Origin of the sequence: Plebeiibacterium sediminum (assembly GCF_026013605.1) — a bacterium.
Taxonomy (GTDB): Bacteria; Bacteroidota; Bacteroidia; order Bacteroidales; family Marinilabiliaceae; genus Saccharicrinis; species Saccharicrinis sediminus.
The window spans coordinates 73551-95632 of record NZ_JAPDPJ010000004.1 but is presented as its reverse complement, the minus strand read 5'-3'; the positions used below and the strand labels follow the sequence as shown (position 1 = coordinate 95632).

22 protein-coding genes are annotated in these 22082 nt (G+C 33.8%); all 22 read right to left on the bottom strand.

What is annotated here, in order from left to right:
* Positions 1–21: 21 nt before the first annotated feature.
* The 22 genes from OM075_RS03760 to flxB all read right to left on the bottom strand — a co-directional run bounded on the left by OM075_RS03760 (position 22) and on the right by flxB (position 22047).
* Positions 22–1698, bottom strand: coding sequence for a C45 family autoproteolytic acyltransferase/hydrolase (locus OM075_RS03760; protein WP_301189135.1), 1677 nt, complete (start codon positions 1696–1698; stop codon positions 22–24).
* An 11-nt stretch (positions 1699–1709) separates the two neighbouring features.
* Entirely contained in the window at positions 1710–3224 is a 1515-nt protein-coding gene (locus OM075_RS03755) for a phytoene desaturase family protein (protein WP_301189134.1), read from the bottom strand.
* A gap of 3 nt (positions 3225–3227) precedes the next feature.
* A complete protein-coding gene (locus OM075_RS03750) occupies positions 3228–4712 on the bottom strand; it encodes a phytoene desaturase family protein (RefSeq protein WP_301189133.1) in 1485 nt (494 codons plus the stop codon).
* Between the two features lie 2 nt (positions 4713–4714).
* Positions 4715–8551, bottom strand: a complete 3837-nt coding sequence (locus tag OM075_RS03745; protein ID WP_301189132.1) for a trifunctional MMPL family transporter/lysophospholipid acyltransferase/class I SAM-dependent methyltransferase — start codon at positions 8549–8551, stop codon at positions 4715–4717.
* Entirely contained in the window at positions 8544–9740 is a 1197-nt protein-coding gene (locus tag OM075_RS03740; protein WP_301189131.1) for a DUF2062 domain-containing protein, read from the bottom strand. The genes OM075_RS03745 and OM075_RS03740 overlap by 8 nt, the downstream gene beginning before the upstream one ends.
* A 2-nt stretch (positions 9741–9742) precedes the next feature.
* The gene (locus OM075_RS03735) at positions 9743–10108 is read right to left on the bottom strand and encodes an ApeI family dehydratase (protein ID WP_301189130.1); all 366 of its coding nucleotides are present in this window, start codon (positions 10106–10108) and stop codon (positions 9743–9745) included.
* Between the two features lies 1 nt (position 10109).
* Complete coding sequence (gene lolB2 / locus OM075_RS03730; protein WP_301189129.1) at positions 10110–10697, bottom strand: flexirubin biosynthesis protein LolB2; 588 nt, start codon at positions 10695–10697, stop codon at positions 10110–10112.
* Entirely contained in the window at positions 10660–11238 is a 579-nt protein-coding gene (gene lolA2, locus OM075_RS03725; RefSeq protein WP_494515753.1) for a flexirubin biosynthesis/transport protein LolA2, read from the bottom strand. Before lolA2 ends, lolB2 begins: the two co-directional genes overlap by 38 nt.
* Positions 11239–11299: 61 nt before the next feature.
* A complete protein-coding gene (locus OM075_RS03720; RefSeq protein WP_301189127.1) occupies positions 11300–12058 on the bottom strand; it encodes a polysaccharide deacetylase family protein in 759 nt (252 codons plus the stop codon).
* A 118-nt stretch (positions 12059–12176) separates the two neighbouring features.
* Positions 12177–13154, bottom strand: a complete 978-nt coding sequence (locus OM075_RS03715) for a beta-ketoacyl synthase chain length factor (RefSeq protein WP_301189126.1) — start codon at positions 13152–13154, stop codon at positions 12177–12179.
* Between the two features lies 1 nt (position 13155).
* Complete coding sequence (locus tag OM075_RS03710; RefSeq protein ID WP_301189125.1) at positions 13156–14334, bottom strand: beta-ketoacyl-[acyl-carrier-protein] synthase family protein; 1179 nt, start codon at positions 14332–14334, stop codon at positions 13156–13158.
* Positions 14335–14359: 25 nt separating this feature from the next.
* Positions 14360–14617, bottom strand: a complete 258-nt coding sequence (locus OM075_RS03705) for a phosphopantetheine-binding protein (RefSeq protein WP_301189124.1) — start codon at positions 14615–14617, stop codon at positions 14360–14362.
* A gap of 19 nt (positions 14618–14636) precedes the next feature.
* The gene (locus OM075_RS03700; RefSeq protein ID WP_301189123.1) at positions 14637–15185 is read right to left on the bottom strand and encodes a hypothetical protein; all 549 of its coding nucleotides are present in this window, start codon (positions 15183–15185) and stop codon (positions 14637–14639) included.
* The gene (locus tag OM075_RS03695) at positions 15178–16296 is read right to left on the bottom strand and encodes a beta-ketoacyl-[acyl-carrier-protein] synthase family protein (protein WP_301189122.1); all 1119 of its coding nucleotides are present in this window, start codon (positions 16294–16296) and stop codon (positions 15178–15180) included. The genes OM075_RS03700 and OM075_RS03695 overlap by 8 nt, the downstream gene beginning before the upstream one ends.
* Complete coding sequence (locus tag OM075_RS03690) at positions 16297–16716, bottom strand: acyl-CoA thioesterase (protein WP_301189121.1); 420 nt, start codon at positions 16714–16716, stop codon at positions 16297–16299.
* 2 nt (positions 16717–16718) lie between these two features.
* Positions 16719–17363, bottom strand: coding sequence for a hypothetical protein (locus OM075_RS03685; RefSeq protein ID WP_301189120.1), 645 nt, complete (start codon positions 17361–17363; stop codon positions 16719–16721).
* Between the two features lie 62 nt (positions 17364–17425).
* Positions 17426–17839: a hotdog family protein gene (locus OM075_RS03680; protein ID WP_301189119.1), complete on the bottom strand. Its 414-nt coding sequence runs from the start codon at positions 17837–17839 to the stop codon at positions 17426–17428.
* A 28-nt stretch (positions 17840–17867) separates the two neighbouring features.
* Positions 17868–18935, bottom strand: a complete 1068-nt coding sequence (locus tag OM075_RS03675) for a methyltransferase (protein WP_301189118.1) — start codon at positions 18933–18935, stop codon at positions 17868–17870.
* 5 nt (positions 18936–18940) lie between these two features.
* On the bottom strand, positions 18941–19834 hold the full coding sequence (locus OM075_RS03670; RefSeq protein ID WP_301189117.1) for a lysophospholipid acyltransferase family protein: 894 nt from the start codon (positions 19832–19834) through the stop codon (positions 18941–18943).
* Positions 19831–20073 (bottom strand): acyl carrier protein, encoded by a 243-nt coding sequence (locus tag OM075_RS03665; protein WP_301189116.1) that lies wholly within the window; start codon positions 20071–20073, stop codon positions 19831–19833. The genes OM075_RS03670 and OM075_RS03665 overlap by 4 nt, the downstream gene beginning before the upstream one ends.
* A 6-nt stretch (positions 20074–20079) precedes the next feature.
* Positions 20080–21306 (bottom strand): beta-ketoacyl-[acyl-carrier-protein] synthase family protein, encoded by a 1227-nt coding sequence (locus tag OM075_RS03660; RefSeq protein ID WP_301189115.1) that lies wholly within the window; start codon positions 21304–21306, stop codon positions 20080–20082.
* A gap of 15 nt (positions 21307–21321) precedes the next feature.
* A complete protein-coding gene (gene flxB / locus OM075_RS03655; protein ID WP_301189114.1) occupies positions 21322–22047 on the bottom strand; it encodes a flexirubin biosynthesis SDR family reductase FlxB in 726 nt (241 codons plus the stop codon).
* Positions 22048–22082: the final 35 nt, after the last annotated feature.

Genomic DNA, 22082 nt, shown 5'->3' with positions numbered 1-22082 from the left:
ACAATCTCCTACTTTATGCTTCTAATTTTCTGCTAAAATATCAGATACTTCCTGTATCTTACTTTTCACTTGCTCTTTATCAACAACACGAGGAAACTGTAATTTTAATGCCTTATTAAAATAATTCAAGGCTTTTTTATACTCTCCTCTTTCTTTATAATACAATCCAACCACATAGTACCCATAATAAAAATCCGGATTCTTATTAATGAGTTGATCGATATACCCGGCGCCCAGAATTACAGATTCATCGGGAATAATTATTTTTTTTATTGAATCAATGCGGTTTCTGTATTTCCATATTTCCTCAACTCCATGATCATTATAAAAATCTGTTGCGTCAATTTTTAAACTATCCACATTAATTTCATTGTTTTTAATGTCGAAGTCATCATTAAATAGCTTATTTAAATCATAAGCAACAAACTCATTTTCCTGATAAGGAAACTCTGACACCCACATCAATCTTTTTTCAGGATTAAAAACCACGGAATGATGACAGATCAACTGGTTTACGGCAGATTCGTTACCAATACCTATAGATTCGTCATTTACCCCATTCTTATCTCTTAGGATATCCGCTACTTTTTGATAATTATACAAAGAGTCTCTATCTAATAACTCATGTGTTCTTTTTAAACGGTACAAGGAACACCCTTCTTCAATGGATTCAATATTCAGCTCAGTATTAGCCAATTCTTTACTTTGAAAATGATTGGTTAACACTAATTTTGATTCTCCTGATTCATAAATAGCAGTTTGTTCCTGGGATTTTTCAATCACAACAACTTTATGATCTGAGGCAGAACTCACCAAAAATGATTCTGAAACAAAGGTTTCATATCCACTTATAATCTGATAAGCTTCTTCAATGTTTTTGGCATGCTGTAATACATCTCTTGAAACTATACAAACTGGCGATTTTGCAGACATTGGGATCCCTGACTTTGCTGAATTGAGACTTATGGTTAAACCATGCTCGTTCATACCAGACAAAACTCCCATCATACCACCCCAGGAAATATATGCAAACTGATAACCCTGATCCGGTTTACAGAATACCACAATTTTATTTCGGGCAAAATCATCACCCGCTGAAAAATCAAGGTTTCTACCAACATAAATTGTACTATCTTCAGTTAATTCATCTTGTACACTAAAAGCAGTACAAGCCACTAAATTCATATTTTGTATCGTATGTCCAATATCATGAGCTGCGTGATAATTCAGTACCCGATGATATTTATCGCCAATAAAATCGTACTCATCTGATGCAAACATTGAAATACCATAAATTTCTTCTAGATATTCCTGATGGATATACTTATCCAAATCTTTATTGAAATACGTAATAAAATATTTCAGATAATTTAAAGTAGTTTCTGATGGAATCAATGTTTTAATGAAATCGATAAAATATTCCTCTTGTTTACCGGCTAATTCCTGAGTTAGCTTTCCATTTTTTACACCAAGTTCAAATGGCTTACCACTAATCATCAATTCATAAATGCCTCCATTGTTCTGATGCAACCAACTGTCTCCGCATACCGATAAACTATCAGATAATTGTTGCACCTCTAACGACAAGACTGATTGATCTTCAATTTCTGGAGGAGATAAAATCATTGACTTAAACCAAACATAAAGTCCACCTATTAATACCAATAATATGACAAGTATATATTTTAATTTCTTCATTGTTCTATCTTCTAATTCTTAACAACATGCTTTCGCAAATCTGACATTATCTTATTCATTCCCATGATCTCGCCACAGGTTAAAAGAGCCGCAACAGAAACACCTAAAACTCCATGCATATTCACATTCTGACCGGTAAGAAATAAATTCTTCACCCTGGTTTTAGGCATGATCTGAGAATCATATGGATTTCGGCTGTCTGTTAACACGCCATACATTGCTCCTCGCCTAACTCCTGTATAATCACGAAATGTCAATGGAGATGATGTAAACATCTCTTCAATGCAAGATCTGATTTCAGGATAAGTTTTTTCTACCATCTGAATCAACAACTCAGCTTTATCCTCCTTCATCTTTAAATATGATGCTCCCCTGTTTTCAATTCCGGTATTTTCCCATGGCTTCATTTCTGCAAAATCCATTGGCGAAATGATGGTTATATTTTCTGCAAATCCTCTAAATTCATCACTCTCGCTGAAATAAATCATATAACCCTGTGGCCAATTCTCAACAGAATAAGAATCCAACGCCCAAACATTTTTCTCGTCGTAATAATAGTAATTTGCATTCAAATAATTGAAAGTCTTCTCTTTCAATTTTATATAAACTGAAAAGCAAGAAGTTGTTTGTTCCTGCTCTCGTAATCTTTTGATAAAAACCTTTCTGATATTTGCACCTTCTAACATTTCCATTGTGGTTAATGGATCGATGTTAGATATATATTGTTTTGCTTTTATTTCTTCACCAGAAGCGAGTATCAGACTCTTTACCTCTCCTTCTTCACATTTTAAAACCTCAGCTTTGGCTTTTGTTCTTATAACTCCTCCATTACGTTCTATAACAGATTTAAATGCTCTGGCAATCTGACCTCCTCCTCCATCAAGTTTATAAGCACTTTGTAAGTAGAATAGTGTAATAATGGAATGTATGAACAGAGAGGCAGACTCTTTTTTTCCTGCATAAAGAGAATTTAATCCACACAAAATATTCTGTAAATCCACATTCGCGGTAATGGAAAAAACGAACTCAAAAACATTCTCATCCAAACCTTTTTTTCGAGGTAAATCATCAGTTGGGATATCTCTTAAATTAATCAAATCAACAGAATCATAAATATCCTGAAGCTTATTAAAATAAGTATCGATAGCTTTGGATTCATCCGGAAAATGCTCAACCAATTTCTTTTTAAAATTGACAACTCCCTGAGGTAAGGCAAACTCCTCGCCTGCAATATTAATTACATCAAATCCATTTTCGCTTAGTCTGCTTGCTTGTATCTTATCATAGATTCCAAAATATCGAAAAAGGGTATTCAGAATTTGTCCGTTTTCATAGCTGCCGATGTAATGCATACCTGTATCAAACACTACACCTTGTCGCTTAAAGTCCTGAAGACATCCTCCTATTTGATAATGTTGTTCAAGAATACATACTTTATAACCTTGCTGACTCAAAATACTGCCACAAGCCAGTCCTCCCAGGCCACTGCCAATAATTGCTATGTCAAAAGTATGCTCACTATTCATGTCTTAAACATGTATTAATTTATTGTACAAATACTCTTCGCCTAAAAAGCTTGAACAGGTTAAAACGGAACTTATTGAAACGCCCAAAATACCATGCATATTTAAGTTTTGACCAGTAAAATACAAGTTTTTTAATCTGGTTTTAGGCACTAAAATTGAATAAGTTGGATTCTTATAATCTTTAATTAATCCATAGGCAGAACCATTGGTAGAACCTGTATAATCGCGATAAGTTAATGGAGTTGATGTATAATAAGATTGTATATTTTGCTTCAACCCTGGAATTTTTCTCTCAGCCATATCCAACAATTGCTGCGCCTTTTCTTCTTTAAATCTTAAGTAATCGTCACCTCTTTCTTCGATGGTTGTATTACTCCATTTTTCAACATCGTTATAGCTCATGTATGTGATGATGGTTAAACCATCTGCATACTCACTCGTTTTTTTATTAAATTGGGTGTACAATAAAAAATTCTCAGGCCAAACCTTAGTCTCTGTTGTCCAAACATTATTTGTTCTAAAATAATGATGGTTATAATTCTGGTATTTTACAGTTCCCTTTTTAAGTACCACATAAACTGAGAACATTCCTATTGAATCTTCCAGTGACAGTACTCGCTTCTTAAACACTTTCTTAAATCCCCCCTCTTCAACCAGAGGAATCAGTGTTTTGGGGTGAATACTCGAAACAAAATTACTTCCTTCAACAACGTCTCCATTTCTAAGTTCCAGATGGGTTATATGTCCATCTGACACTTTAAACTTGACAACTTCAGCGTTCCTGATTACAGTACCGCCATTTTTACGTACGCCATTGGCTAAAACATTAGCTATTCCGCTTCCTCCTTCCTGAACCCGCCAGGAACTTTTTATAAAAGAATAACTGATTAAAGAATGTGTGTATAAGGGAGTCAGATCTTTTTGACCTGCATATAAAATATTGGTTCCAGCCAGTAAACCTCTTAAGTCAGGATCCTGAACCATTTCATTAATAAAGCCGGATGCAGACATAGCCATATAAGGACTGTCCATTGCAAATCCGGAGTATTGATCTTCTAACTTATATAAAGGAAAAGAATTACAAACTTCGGCCATCTTGTTCATATAAGCCTCTATTCCTTCAGCTTCATTGGAAAAATACGATTTAAGCTTTTCTACATAATTTCCGTGTCCCTGAGGAATAGTATATTCTTTGTTACCAAGCGTAATAATATCCGAACGGACCTCATCTAATTGTTTAAGTGTAATGTTTCCAATTAATCCAAACAATTTAAAATATCGATATAAAACCTCTCCTTCACCCAGGCTTTCTGTATAATTAAGACCTGTATTAAACACAACACCATCCCTTGCAAAAGACTGCATCATTCCTCCAATACGATCATTTTGGTCAACCACGCAAACATGATATCCTTCTTTACTCAAAAGATAAGCACACTGTAAACCTGCTAATCCACTGCCTATTACAACTATATCATATTTTGCCATCCCTACTCAGCCTTTTTTAATATGTAAGTTAAATTAGACGTATATTTTGCATTATCAACCTTTGTAAAATGCATTTGATGATCTTTAGCAAACTGTTCGATACTTTTTGAAGAAAAGAAAGACAGTTCATATTCCATTTTGTTAAAGCCTAACAATTTGATGGAGAAAAATTCAGTCAACTGAGTAAACTTAGTTCTTTCTTCTAATTCTGTATCTGCATCTCTGATAACAATAGAACCTCCATCATTCAAATGATGATATGCTTTATTTAAAACCGCCAACTGATGCTCCTGCGAAAAGTAATGAAGCACATCATTGAAAACAAAAACATCTGCAGGTTCAAAATCCTGAGTTACAATATCTTTTTCTGCAAATGAAACCTGTTTTGAATCCCTGGCAACTTCTTTTGCCACAGCAATCTTTTCACTATCATAATCCCATCCTACAATTTCTCTGGATTCTGCTGTGTAACTCAGCATATTCGATAAAAAGCCGTATCCACAACCAACATCTACAATCTTTCCTTTTTTAGGAAGTAACTCATCGTAAAATCGGTAATTTTTTTCCAAAGATATTTTCACTCTTAAGTACCACTCTAATACCGGACCTTTAAAAACATATTGGTTAATCAGTTTACGAGCAAAGAAATCCACGGTCTCCTTCTCCTTCCTCAGAAGAGCATATTGTTCGCGATAAAAGGCTGTCAGTTTTTTTGCCTGAGGTCTATAAGTAATTCCTTTTTCTATGTTAACAGGTTCAACTTTAATTCTATCAGAGAATTTCAATGTTACATGCCCAGCTCTTAGAAAGAATTCAGTTTTAGGCATGCAATTGTAAGCACCGTGTAACAGAATAGGCAAAATATCTAATCCCAAATAATCTGCTAAGCTAAAAGCCCCCTGATGAAAGCGTAAAATATTTCCATCTTTTGTCCGGGTTCCTTCAGGAAAAATCAGTACGGAATAGCCTTTCTCCACTTTAGCCTTAATCTTTTCGTATCCCTGATCGATACCTGTGTAAATTGGATAAAAATCAATATATCTGATGATCAATCCATAGAAAGGATTCTTCCAAACCCATTCGTTGGTCAATACAAATATCTTAGGACTCATCAACAATATTAATGCAATATCTAAATGCGACTGATGATTACAAACCAACACTGCAGGTTTATCCAGATTCAATTTATACTTATCGATGTATTCTTTTTTAAATAAGAAGTTTATTCCAACAACTAACTTGCAGTTCAGGAATAACAAGTAATGAATCACTCTCTTTTTACCATCTGAAAAGAAAGGCGTGTATTTAAAAAGTAATACTAAAACCGACAGAAATATAACTCCTGCAAGGAATACGGCAAATGAAACAAACGATACAACAATATCAAGTAATATGATAGGGAACTGACGTTTTTTATTCTTAGTATGCGTAAGCCAATTGAATAAGAACGGCAATATGGTAAAGGTGATAATGATCACCGAAAATATTCCAAATATGGTAACCAGTGCAATAGATTTTAAGGCCGGATGCTTTGCAAATATGAGTACTCCTACTCCAATAAGCGTTGTGGAAACACTTAAAATGATAGAAACCTTATATGGTAAAATACTTCGGCCTCCATATTTATAATTGTTCATTAATCCCTGCATTACAAAAATGGAGTAGTCAATGCCCAACCCAAAAATAAAAGTACAGATGATGATATTGAATATATTAAAATCAACATTGAACAATCCCATTAAACCAAGGGTCCACTGCCAACTTAAAGCAATTGGAATAAACGTAATTAATGCCAATTCAAATCGTCCCCAAAATATAAGAACAATTAAAAATACCACAAGCATAGAGTAGTTAATCAACTTATTAAAATCGTCTCTTAACAACTCAAAAAACTGATTGGTAAAAAATTGCTTATCTAATACCAACAAATCTTTTTCACCATTTAATGCGCTAAAAAATGCGTCCTTTTGAGATTGATCTACTTTACAAATGGTTACCAAAGAAACTTTAGCATCATGCTCACTGATTAAATTTGAAAGGAAAAGCTTTCGTATTAATGCGATGTCATGATCACTAATTGATGCATATTGCTTTTTTAGTACATGAAAGAATGATTTAAATGCACCTGTTTTAAAGTGATTATTAGCTCCGGCTTCATCGATAGTATTAATCGCAGAATCCAACCCTTTCTTTTCCCAAAACTGATTCCATTTTTCAATTTTAGCCTTCTGTTTACTTTCTGATACCAGTAATGAATTTACACCACTTAATGATGCAATAATTCCTTTCTCTTCAAGACTATTAAAAAGAGCTGCATGTTGTTCTAGCTTTTCAAGTGCGCCATTCAGTGAGGCATCATCCGTAACCACATAAATAGCACTTGCAGCAGCAGAACTAATACTTTTTAAATTCGTTTCAGCTTTGCTTAATTCTTTAGGAAGATAATTCAGATTAGCAATATCAGCATCAAAAGTTATATCTCTTCCCAACAATGAGAAAACGATGGTTAGAACAATAACTCCTGAAATCCAATATTTATTTTTATGAAAATCGTATCCAGCAAATTTATCAATAATGGTATTGTGCTGTTTCGGTTGGGCTTTTACCTTTTTGCGGAATAGCAATGGAAGTAATATCAAAACCAATACTGATGATGCCAAAACACTTATTCCTGCAAATAATCCCAATTGATTTAATGCCTGAGAGTTCACAACATTTAAGCACAAAAATGCACTTGCTGTAGTTAAACTACTCATAATAACAGGATCGGAAATATCCTTGATAATGCTTTTTGCACTATGTCCATATCGAACATGCGAAAAATAATGCAATGAGAAATCAATAGAAATCCCTATTAAAATAGCACCAACTCCTAAGGCTATTGCCGAAATAGTTGAATACATAAAGGACAGTAAAACTATTGAAATACCCACACCTAAAACAACCGGTAAAAATAAATATGCCAGTACTTTGATGTTTTTAAATACAGCTACAAAAAGTAACAGCAATAAAACAACAGCAATACTAATGGTTGTTATAATATCTTTTTGAACTCTATTGGCATTGGCCACAGCCACGGCTGTTCCTCCATAATATTCAACATGCACATCATCGGGTATTGCACTTGTTAAATACTGATCTATCTTTTTTATTAGTAGACGATTTTGCTTGGTGTTTTTTGAGGAATATTTCGGATCTAAAAAGGCTAAGGTATGCTTTCGATCTTTAGTGAAGATGTGAGATTTATATAAGCCAAAATTCTTATCCAATTGAAATGATTCCAGCTTTTTTAAAAACCTTGGAACAAGACTTAAGGGATCTTTTAAAATATATTTTCCAGTACCAAAACCTGTGGGAGCAATAATACTTCGATAATTCTTTTTCATTAGAGTATTAAGATGCTCTGCTGAAACAATCGTATCCAAATAGGCATAATCCGCATCGGTCATGTAAATGGGTAGATTTTTATAGAAAAAATCGTACACCTTAGCAGTTGCTGCTTCATCTACTGTATTTCTGATTTCTTTTACCAATGCAGTATCCTGCATTAAGAAATCACTTAACGAATCGACAACCTGAATTAATTTTCTTTCATCAACGGTATTGGTATCCTTTAATGAAACCGTAAATATCAGTTGATCTGCAAATTTTGAATTGGCAAATGTCTGGCTCATTTCTGATATCCTGTCATCCATAGGAATTAACGAAGTAATATCTTCTTCGAGCTTTACCTGATAGATAAAATATGAAAGCAGACCTATTAAAACCAAAATAGATGAAAACATCCATCTACCTCTATTTGCCAAACCCGAATATATCAGTGAAAAAAACTTATGCATTTTGTCTGTTCGACGATTTAAAAAGTGAAAGAATTAAATAGGAAAAGAAAAAAAACAAACCGCCCATAATAATCGACAAGCCTATTGCGCCATAAATATATTGCTTGATGTTGGTAGAAATGGATTCAATATTTAAATCTGTATCCACATGCCAACTTCCTTGTCCCATTAAAAAACTACCAGTTACATAACTTAAGTAAAGAATAAACGGAATCATTGGAGGTAAGCTGATATTTGCAGCAATAAAAAATATAGCCTTATTAAGTTTAAACCAATGTGCCAATAAAAAACCTATTAACAATTGATATCCCCAAACGGGGAAAATCCCCATAAATACACCAAAACCAATGGCTGCAGCAATTTTACCTTTGGTTTCGTTTGAATTTCGAACATGGGTATTATATATTTCTTTTATGCTTTTTCCTTTAAACTCACGAAAAATTAATTTAGGTCGATAAATTAAAAAAGCCAGTAATACTAAAATCGTATTTAAAACGCTGATTCTAAAGAAGTCTTTAAACGGTCGAAAATGTGTTACACGTTCCTCCTGACTTGGGTAATAAACGTCAATAGGCACGCAATCAACTTTTATTCCTTTCCATGCAGACCGAACAATCACTTCAATTTCGAACTCATATTTATTACAGAACCATTTTTTCTTTTCCAGGGCTTTGATCGGATATAAACGATAACCAGATTGTGTATCGGGAAGATTAATTCCGGTTTCAACACGGAACCAAAAATTGGAGAATTTATTGGCAAACCCACTGGATTTAGGCTGATCTTTTCCCTCCATAAAACGGGAGCCAATCAACAAACTATCCGGATTTTCTTTAATATTTGTAATAAAAACAGGAAGATCTTTAGCATAATGCTGTCCATCAGAATCCAATGAAATAGCATAATGAAACCCTAATTCAAGGGCTCTTTTAAATCCCTGACGAATAGCATAACCTTTTCCCTTATTATTGGAATAACTAACAACATCTACTCCAACAAATCCTTCAATAATCTGACCTGTAGAATCGGTACTTCCATCATTTACTACAATAATATTAGAGGTGAAAGCTTTTACATCTTCAACCACTCCTACTAAAGTTTGCTCATTGTTATATGTTGGAATAATCACGCAGCATTTTAGCAAATCAAACTCCTCTATCCAGTTGATATTTTTCACTTCCCCACTCATTATTACTTAGAAAATGTAGAACGCATTTTTAAAAAGTTAACACCCTCATTTACCATTAAAGCAGTTACAGAAAGAACTTCAGCTTCCTTTTCTTTTAGGGTCAATTCTAAATTTAATTTTGGTGTTTTGTGAGGATCAATAAAATTTAGAAACTTAATGTCCCTGGCACCTCTTAAACTATATTCCTGATCCAGAATATCACTAACCACCTCTTGAACGATTTGAACCTGACAAACACCTGGTGTTACAGGCAATCCAGGAAAGTGACCTTTATAAATGTTGTGTTCAGCATTAAATTCAAGCTGACAAGTCCATTTACCTTCTTCCTGGTCAATTACTTTATATGTAAAAAAATCATTCAATAACATATTAGCTAACTTTTAACAGAGACAGTTCCATATTAAACTTAATTCCTCTGTGTTTAAATTTTATACTTGAAGGAACTCCTTGTTTATACTTTTCAAGGTCAACAATAATTCCATTGATTAATCTTCTTTTTCTTATTCTCTGAACCTTTGCTTCTGTTCCTAAAGTATATTTTACTTTATCTGAGTTTTTATAAACACCTTCGGCAACTTTTTTTACTGCACCAAGTTCATATATCAGATATCCAAAATCTTCAGCAAGTGTTTTTTGTGCCATCTTGCTCTGGAACAAGCTACTTGCTTTTTTTACTTCTATTTGATTATTAACACAATAAAACTCACATAAAGTTAATCCTACTTCAGTAAGTAAAACTACGTTGTAATCATTATTTTCCTTATTGTATTTGAACAAAACCAGTCCTGAAAAAAAATTCCCAAACACCTTCATCTTCGCTTTATACAAAGCAGACTTGTTGCCTCCGGTTAAAGGTTGTTGAATTTCCTTATTGGCAGGAGCAAATTTCTTTGCTGATGAACACGAAGAAAAAGTTATACTACTTAGCAGTAAAAATATCGTTAGAAAAACTCTCATTAAACTTCTTATTTATAAAACTAATCTCCGTATAATTATCATCCATCTCGTACATTGTCACTTTATCAACTGAGAAGTCTTTTTTAGCAATCTGCATTTTAATTTTTTTCAAGACTTCTTTTAATTCAGCAATGTTTGGTTCCAGATAAATAACATACTGATTTTCACCTTCAAATGCTTTTACATCAAAATTAGTATCTGTAAAAATGGTTCCATTAACCGAACTTATTATCAATTCACTAATTTTTGAAAACATTTGATTCGACTCGATATCATAGTTATTTGTTTCACCATCAGTACTAATTGAAAACTGACCATTATTAATTGTAATCAAATATTCAAATGGTTCTTTGTATTCCCATCGTAAACGATTTTTGGTATCAAAAAACAATTTTCCTTTAGATGTAATTATAGTTTCAAGATACTCCATATGCTTATCCTGAATAAAATCACAACTTATGGTATTAACTCCGGCTGTTTTTTCTTTCATCACTTTCTGAAGTTCTTCAACAGTGATTGGTTTCCCATCTTGCTGAGCCATCGCAATACCAGAAATTAACAATACAAAAATCCCTAAAACAAAACGCTTTATCATGATACCACTATATTTCTTGTTCTTTATTATTTAAGGCAACAGGTGTAAAATTATGCTTTTTACAATACACCAATATTTCTCTCAATTCAACTAAAATATTAGAATTTGTATCGTGTAGAAGAATAATATCTCCGGCCTTTAGTTTCTTCTTTACCTTATTCACAACTTCTGCTACAGATTTGCATGTATCTTTAGTGCGGATACTCCAACCTACGCATTTTTTATTACTCTGCTTAATTGCTGTTGCTATTATATTATTTGTTACACCAAATGGTGGTCGAAACATAATTGTTGCTTCTAACCCAGCTTCTTTTAGAGCCTTATCTGTGTTCTTTATTGATTCTTTTATTTTCGTTACACTCCACCATGGAAACGAATTGGCATGTTCAAAGGTATGATTCCCTATGGCATGACCTTCTTCTATCATTCTTTTAAGAATGTCTTCCTGTCCTTTTACCTTACTCCCAATACAAAAAAAGGTTGCCTTAGCATTGAATTCTTTTAAAAGATCTAATATTTGAGGAGTGAATTTCTGGTCAGGACCATCATCAAAGGTAAGTGCTATCTCTTTTTTTTCTGTATAGATATTTGAACGTGACTGAATAAAAAAATTCAATCTCATAACTGAAACGCCCAATGCAATAATACCACTAAAAAATAAGGTAGTTATGGCAATCCATATCAGCTTAGTGCTGAGTGTTATATTCAACAATAGAATGCCCAAAACAACACCTATATATATGAATAAAAACACTCTAAATTTCATACGTTTATTTCTTTATCTATTAGTAAAATGAAAGTTGCCATAAAAAACTATCCTTCTCAATTGTGAGAACTATAGTCATGATCATTTCATTCTCGGATTAAAGTATGGTCTGGATAATTTACTTTGCCTTTAAAAGCATTAAACTATGCTCATTTCCAACACTGTTTATAACTAAAACATTTGCAATTCCATCAGGTTTCACTCCGTTTTTTATCCAACAGTCCGGAATTTCTTTTTCTTCAATAACTTTAGTTGCCATCCATAAAGCAATAGCAGATACTGTACCAAACTCTCCCATAAATGGCTTATACCATACATAAGATATATTGCCAAATAAATTGTTAGCATCAGTATAAGCTTTATCATCGGCAAAGTTATCTCCGCCAATAACTACATCAACATCCTCTGGTGTAAGACCGAATTGCTGTAATTCCTTTTCAAAATCAATAGCAGGTTCGTTTATGATTTTAACACCTTCGAGTTTTACTGGTGATTCTTCACTACTTAAAATAAAAAACCCAGCACCTTCTCCTGGCTTAGTATTTTTGTAGCAATCTAAATCTTTAATCAGATTAAAGGTATTTTCTGACATCTCATCCACTCCACCAACCAATACATTATTGGCTTTTTCATCAAGCATTAACATTTGAGCATCTAATAAAGCTGTTTCAAATGAATTATGCATCTGAGAAAATGTGAAATTATAACTGTGACAAGTCAGTAACAAAGCAATCTGACCAGCTATAGTGTTATGAGTGGATTGAATAAAATATGTTGGATTTGGTAATTCTTCGTTCTCCTCAATTAACTGAGTTAAAAAGCTGGTTGTATCTCGTAAACATCCCAATGCAGTTCCTACAATAATTGCATCCGGTTGCTCTAAATTAGCTTTATTTAATACTGATAAACTACACGCTACACCATTACGAATTATTGGACTCATACGTCGCAATAATTTTGGACTAATATACTTTTTGTACTCCGGCTTTATGCAATTGTAAAAGGCTTCTTCTGTAGTTTCATGAGTTGAAGGAAGTCCACTCTCAAAACTCAATTGCGCACTAATAGAATCCGATGATTTTATATAAATATCCATACTATTCAGAAAAAATCACAGTTGAGTTATTACCTCCAAACCCAAATGAATTTGACAATACATTTTTAACTTCCTTATCTTTTACAACTTCAGTTAATGGAACTAAATCCAAATCCTCAATTGGAGTTTTAAAGTTTAGATTAGGATACATCACATTATTCACAATAGCTAAAACTGAGAAAACAGATTCAATACCTGCAGCTCCGGCTAAAGTGTGTCCGGTATATGACTTTGTGGATGAAAAAGAAGGGACATTACCTTTTCCAAAAACACGATTCAAAGCAGTTCCTTCAGAAAAGTCGTTATTATCTGTTCCTGTACCATGAACATTGATATAATCAATATCCTCAGTTTTTAATTCACTCATCTCCAAAGCTTCAGTCATTGAAAGGTATGCTCCCTTTCCATCTGGTGAAGATGCTGTTTGATGATGAGCATCATTTGCATTTGCAAAACCGCTTACCTTACAAAAAGATTTTGTTGCTTCAGATTCTCTTTCTAAAACTACATACCCTGCTCCTTCAGCTAAGTTTAATCCTTTACGGGCAGCATCAAAAGGTTTACAGTAATCTGTATCCAGAATTTTTAGCGAATTAAAGCCGTTTAAGGTAAACATGGTTAAAGCATCTACTCCGCCAACAACAACCCTATCCAGAATTCCGTGTTTTAAGAGTCTCGCTCCATGAATCAAAGCATTGGTTCCTGAGGAACAAGCTGTGTTTAATGTGGTATAGTAAGTTGTTGCATCAATATATTCAGCAACTTTTTTTGTAGAATCACCACATGAATGGGTATATAAATACGAATAATCAGTTGTTTCTTTTAAGTATTTATTCTCGGTAACATCCATACCTCCAACAGTAGTCGATGATACAACTCCTGTTTTATCTTTGACTCCATTTAAATGTTTTGCCATGGTAATGGCTTCTTTTGCAGCCACCATAGCTAACAAAGTAGTACGACTGTGTAAATCTGATGAAGGTAAACCAAGTTGATCAGCTAATTCCTGATTACTCATTTTAACCTCACCTAACTTAAAAGAATCTTTGTGAACCGTTTTTAAATATTTAATACGATCTATTCCGGAACGTTTGTTTAATAACGAATCCAAACATTCATCAGCATTTGTGCCAATGGAACAGATGACTCCAAAACCGGTTACTACAATACCTTTTGACATAGATTATTCGTATTTCCCTCTACAATTACTTTCTGTTTTTTTCAATAAAATCAGCTAATGTTTGAACTGATTGCATGATATCTTTTCCTTTTTTAGGATCATCAAGCTTAATACCATATTCTTTTTCAAGCAAAACGATAATCTCTAAAGCATCAATTGAATCTAAAGCTAAACCTTCATCATCAAATAATGGATCGTTATCATCGATATCTGAAACTTCAAAGTCTTCAAGGTTTAACTGCTCTATTAATTTTGCTTTTAGCTCTTCTTTTAATTCACTCATGGTTTAAATTTTTACAAAATTATTTAGAACACAACATCAGTTGTGCATTATACTCGTTATTCATATCAACTTCCAGCCAACCTACAATTGCATATTTTGTATTGGTTTCGGCAAACAAGCTCTCTGTATATTTTAATAATTCTTCTTTGTTATATTCCGTCTGAATAAAGAACATATGTTCTCCATAAAACTTATGACGAATACTTATCTCTCCGATTACAATATTGGGTAGCGTATAAACAAAAACAGCCGGACTTGGAATATCAGCAATACTCTCCTGATAATTTGCATCTGTGTTTAATGAAGATGATGCATTAGCGAAAACCAAAGCTACTTCATCTGTTTCCGGAACAATTTCATTCGCTCCATCGATAAGAATTTCTGCTCCCAAAAATCCCAATTTACTGAGCAAATCCATTTTAAAATACTTACCGTATTTAAGTTCCAGATGCTTATATAATGATTTCAAAAATGGGCCTATTTCTGTAGATTCTCCCTTAAAAAACGTTTCGCCATTAAGTAAAACCGTACCCTGCTCTATAACAAGCTCCTTAATTATCTTACTCATGTTTTTTAAAGTAAACAGCGGCATTACAGCCACCAAAGCCCGACATCAATTTTAATAACTCTCTTGTTGATGTTGCAATATTTTCGTTTGCAACTGTAATAGGTTGAACAACACCTTGCTGTTGTATTCCTTTAGTTGCAATCACAACATTTTCTTTCAATGCCATGGTTGAAATGATGGACTCAATAATTCCGGCAGCACCTAAAGTATGTCCAAAATATCCTTTCAATCCACTCACTGGCACATCCGACAATCCACTTCTACTAATAGCATGCGATTCCATATCATCGTTATATGGAGTTGCAGTACCATGCGATGAAATCACATCAATACGGGCATTATTTCGTGTGGCTTGTTGTATTGCCCGATAAAGGCCTTCTCCTGTTCGTGATGGTCCTGAAATATGATTGGCATCATTACTGATAGCTCCGTTTACCACCTCAATTTCTCCTGAATTATCTTCACCCTCCTTTTTATAAAGGATGATAGATCCTACAGCCTCTCCCAATGACAATCCATCTCGGTTTGCATCATAAGGTTTACAAGGTTCCGCACTTAATGATTGAAATGACTGAAATCCAGAAACAATAAATTTGGATAAAATATCTGCTCCTAATAAAACCACCTGATCATAAATGCCTGATGAAATCATTCGTTTAGCAAACACAATTGCTGCCAAACCAGAAATACAAGCATTAGAAATCACATGAGGTGTATTCTGAAATCCAAAATAATTGGCTATCGATTGAGCTGTATTACCAAGATATACATCATTACCTGGCTCTTCTTCCTTCAAAAGATCCACATTGCCTTTTGTTGTGCTAAATACAAATCCTGTTTTGGGATTTTTTACATCAACATTAGCAATAATTTGTTTTAAGGATAAAATACACAACTGCTCCAACTTAGAATAACCCACAACATCAGGATACTCTTCCAGATGTTGTTGAATATCAATCTCCTTAATTTTAGCAACTGGAAAAGCTACATCCGACAATTCTTTATCGTCCTGAATTGTAAGTCCGGTTTTTCCTTCTAAAATATTTTTAAAGTTCTCCTCACTGGTCCACCCTAATGGCGAAATAATATTATTTGCTCCAAATACTATCATTTATATTAACCCCCATTTTTCTTTCCAGGAAGTATAAAAAGGAGGGTTGGTTAATTGTAAATCACCCTCCGTATCTAAAAACACCTGAATGGTTTTTCCTTTAGCAACAATCAATTTATCAGACACTTTTGAAATTTCATATCTGAAACAAATTTTAGCTGCATCAACACTCTCAAATATGGTTTTCACTTCAAGTTCTTCACCATATCTTACCTGGTTTTTATAGTCAATATCCACCTTTACAATTGGAGTCATATAACCTTCCTCATACACATCGTAATAACCAAGGCCATATTGTGATCCAAAAGCCTCACGACCATCTTCCAAAAATTTCACATAGTTTCCATGCCATACAATATGCATAGAATCCACTTCACTAAATCGGACCTTTACTTTTGTTATATTGACTAATTCTTTCACTCTTACTTATATTGTTTTTTCCAGGCTTTATATCTTTTTGCTGTAACGTCTTTAAAAATATAATATAACGATCCAGCCCAATAATTTCTTACACCAAAACCTGCAGGTTTGGTAACAAAACGCTCTTCGATTAATTTTTCTCTGGTTGCAATATTAAAAATTTCAAGAACATAAGAAGCTTCTGTAAATGATTTATCCAAATACTCTGCAATTATAACAACCCCTATTCCCTCATTGTAATTAAGGTTATAATTTTTTATTGCATTAGTAAGAACATCATCACTCAAAGGCATGGCTTTTTCTGCCTCTAAACTTTCGTAGGAACCTGTTTGATTCAGCGCCTCAATCATTTCAATATCATAAACCACCTCATCTTTATTCAGCATGTTTTCCACACTAAATTTTCTTCTCTCATTTTTAATAAGGTCATTCCAGGCTTTGAAATAATTATCTTTAATAAACTGTTTTGGCTCTTCTCCACCCATATTGGTGGCATAAAAATCACCTATCAGCTTCACATTTGAATAGTCTACACCGAACCAAACATACTGGTAATCATTGTCGGTAAAAAGGTCACTCGTTTTTTGTGCTTGTACATTAAAAAGCAAAACACAAAGCAATCCCAATAAAAAAATCTTTTTCATCATATTAGTTTTTTTGGTTATAAGCTAATTAAAGATGATTTATAATCAACAGATTACAAAAACCTTTAATCCTCTTTTAAAAAAATATTAAGCACACACTTTGCTACGATTTCATCAGAAGACTTTACAATACCTTCTGCTACATTTACTCCCATGGCATTGGTTAAAATATTAACCTGTGTCTCCAATATCTCCCCTACCTTTGGCGACCTGCTTATCTCTAAATTTTTTACCGAACCAATAAAGCCAACCTTCACCTTACAATTATTACTCTTTGCATTGCATCCTTCTAATGCAGCTGCAGATTGAGCAATATTTTCAATTAAACCAGCCTCCTGCATAAATCCATCAAATACCAAAGTACCATCCTGCTTTATTTCAAAAGATGTAGTTACAGATCCTTCTGAAAAATTCATTACTTTATCTACAAATACAAAAGGAGGTCGCTGAGGTATTAACTCTTCAATGGTCCACTGCATATCTTATTGTTTTGGTTCTGGTTCGAAATTACTTCTTTTTACAAATTAATAAGGTATGACTAACACCAATATTTCGAACAGTTTCTTCTACTTCTAATCCGGCTTTATCAACTAATTTCAACATATCTTCTGAATGATACATCTGACTGCAACCATTTGCAATATTTGTAAAATATAATGACGTTGCATGTAAGCTATATGTAGATGCAGGGAATTCCTGATCATCCCAATAAGTTTCAAGGATATAAACTCTTCCGTTTTCATCAAGAGCATTAAAAGATCTTGTTAAGAGCTGAAGAATATCTTCCTGAGAAAAACAATCCAGGAACTGACTCATCCAAATAATATCTGCTCCTTTTGGAAACGGATTTGAATGATCTAATAAATTTAACGGATGACCATTTACTCTATCGCTAAAACCGTTTTCTTCAATATTTTTATAAGCTACGTTTAACTGACCGGGTAAATCAAGAATGGTAACTTTTACATCCTCGTTATATTTTGCACACTGAATAGAAAATTTTCCTGTGTTACCACCAACATCTAAAATCTGCTTTGGATTATTTTTAAATACCAAAGGCATAATTTCAGGAAAAGCATAATCGGAATAGTAGTGATCAAATGCAAACCAGCTTTTTTTGGCTTTTTCTGGCAAATGAGCCAAACCTTCATATACTGTTGGCCAATCACCAAATACTTTTAAACCTGTAGGTTTTCCTTCTTTAATGGAATCTTCAAGAGTAAAAACACCTTCGTAATTTACATCCTGAGTAAAATCCATATTCACTCGGGTTAACTCATCACACTGAATATACCATCCGGTTTTTGTGAGTGTATACAAATCTTCTTCAACAGTAACCAATTCAAGACTTAATCCAGCTTCTAATAAAACTTTAACTCCATATACTGAAAGTTTAAGTTCTGAAGCTATATCTTCAATAGTGATTCCTTTTCTTTTATTCTTAATTAATTCAAGGATTCCAAGGTTTCGAAGTGAAAGTGCAGCTTGAAACATGATTGGTGCGAATGCTATCTTTTGAGCATCGTACTTTGCCTGAAGGGCAGTTTTGTTATCTTTTCCGTAGGTAACAGACATTAGGATTATTTTTTTTCGTTTTCCCAAAAAGGGTGATAATTAAACCACTGCAATGGATATTTCTCAACCTTCAATTGCAATTGATTTACATAATCGGTTAACATTACTTTAATTGACTCATCTCTTAAGGCCGGTTTCCGCTCCTTAGGATAAACTTTACCTTTTGTGGCAAAGAAATGATAGTGCGTATTGGTTTCTTTTACACTAAAAACAAAGGTAACCGGTATTGAATATTTACTGGCCAACACCATAGGTCCGATTGGAAATTCTGCCATCTCACCTAAAAAAGGTATTTTAACAGTTTGGTTTCCTTCTACAAACCGATCACCGTGCATGGCTACCAGTTCTTTATTTTTAAATGCTTCAATAACACTAAAAATATGCGACATGTCATCCTTTATTGGGATAACATTAACTTTTTTATCACCAATGGCTTCTTGTAAAACATCTTTTAATTTTTGATGCTCAGCCTCCACCATTAAGATATTAATTACGGAATCTACTCTTTCCAATAATTCCCCTGCCACTTCCCAGTTACCCATATGGGCTCCTAGCAGTAATCCACCTTTTTTGTCCTTTACCATCTGGTGCAAATGTTCCTCACCATCAAAGTTAAAGGTATATTGATCCTTTTGTCCGGAAAGAATAGCAATCTTATCGATCAGAACTTTACCTAAAAACACATAGTTTTTATAAATACTAACCATGGTTTTCAGTTTTCCATACTTTAATCGCTCTCTATAGAAATAACTTATAGATTCTTTATTCGAAAAGATTAAATAAAAAAACGAAACGGGTTTAAGTAACGCATAGGCTAAACGAACATCCACCTTTATTAAGGCAATGAATATCCTATAACCTAAGGGTGTTCCCTTTGACTTACCCGTCCATTTACTCATTTTAAATTATTTTCGATATAAGTATATAAATCATTTAAAACACGGATCTCTTTCATTTCTTCACGTTTCACCTTAAATCCGAACTCTTTTTCAATGATCACAACGATATCCACAAAATCAAGACTTTCTAAACCAAGATCGTCAATTAGATGTGCCTCATCACTGATTACATCCTCATCAATTTCGAACTCATCTATTAAAAACGCTACAACGATATCTTTAATCTTGCCTCTTTCCATTTTTCCTTATTTACTATATTTAGATAATATGATTGTTGAATTTGTACCACCAAATCCGAACGAATTTGAAAGTATAGTATTTATTTCTTTCTCTGTTGTTTTATTAACAATATTCAACTTTGCCGATTGCTCATCCGGATTTTCAAAGTTAATATTAGGGGCAATAAATGAATTTTGCATCATAAGTGAGCTATAGATCAATTCACTTCCTCCTCCCATCCACATTTCGTGACCTGTCATCGATTTTGTTGAGCTAATAGGTGTTTTACATGCTCCAAATACCGTATTTAATGCTCTTGCCTCCATTGCATCCCCAACAGGTGTTGAAGTAGCATGTGCATTTACATAATCAATATCTTTAGCAGCCATATTAGCATCTTTTAAACAACGCTGTAATGATTCGGTAGGGCCGGTTTCATTTGGAACTGAAATATGTTCTCCATTTGAAGAAAATCCATATCCCTTAATTTCAGCCACAATATCGGCACCTCTTGCCAATGCAGACTCAAGACTTTCAACAATTAATGAGGCTCCACCACCACTTGGAATTAATCCATCGCGATCTCTGTCGAATGGTCTGGATGCTTTTTCCGGAGCATCATGACGAATTGAAAATGCTGATAACCCATCAAAGCTGCCCATTGATTCCGGATTAATTTCCTGACCTCCACCACATAAAACAATATCCTGATAGCCATGTTTAATTAAAAAGTATGCCAGACCTACTGCATGCGAACTACTAGCACAAGCTCCACTTACTGTAAAATTGATACCTTTTAATTTAAAAATTACCGACAGGTTCATTGAAATAGTAGAGTTCATACTTTGAAAAATAGAACCTGAACCTAATAATGTAGTATCTTTTGTTTCTCTTATTCTGTCAATAGACTCAATAACAGGAATGGAAGAACTATCGTTGCCATACAAAATTCCTACTTCATTCTTTTCTAAGAAATCCATATCGATTTTTGCATTTTCAAAAGCTTCAAGAGTTGCCATATAAGCATATTCTCCCTGTTCCGGAATACCAACACGTTGACGGCGGTTTAATAGCTTCTTTAAATCCGGACGATCAAGAATACCAGTTAACATTGACCTAAAACCTAATTCCTTACGTTTTAAATCAAGGCCAATTCCTGACTTACCATTATATAATGATGAAGTTACTTCTTCTAAATTTTTACCCAGTACCGAATAAATACCCATACCGGAAATAACAACTCTTCTTTCCATTTTACAAAAGTCTCATTAGCTATACATTCCACCATTTACGGCAATCGTTTCTCCTGTAATATAAGCAGCCCCATCAGAAGCTAAAAAGCCAACTACACTAGCTACTTCTTCTGGTTTTCCAAAACGATTCAGGGGAATATGACGTTTCCATTCTTTTTCGTTAATAGCTTCTGTCATCTCAGTTTTAATAAAACCGGGAGCAACGCAGTTAACTGTCACTTTCTTTTTACCAACTTCCATTGATAATGATTTAGTGGCAGCAATAACAGCTCCTTTAGATGCAGAATAATTTACTTGACCCGGATGTCCTTTCTGACCAGAAAGAGATACGATATTAATTACTCTTCCCCATTTATTAACAACCATTCCTTCAAGCACTTGACGAGTAACAAAAAAGAAACTATTTTGGTTCGTTGATATTACCTTATTCCATTCACTATCAGTCATGAATACCATCAGGTTATCACTAGTAATACCCGCATTATTAACTAATACATCAATATGCTTGTCATTCTCCTTCATCCAGCCCCCTAGTACTTCTTCTACTTTTTGAGAATCTGAAACATCAAATGGTAATAGTTCTGCTTTACCTCCGGCTTCCTCAATCTCAGCTTTTACTTTCTGAGCCTCTTCATGAGCTGATCTATAATTAATAAGAACGTAGAATCCTTGTTGAGCTAATTGTATAGAAATTGCTCTTCCAATTCCTCTTGATCCTCCTGTAACTAATGCATTTTTCATAAACCTCAATGTGTTAATTGCACGAAAATAAGATC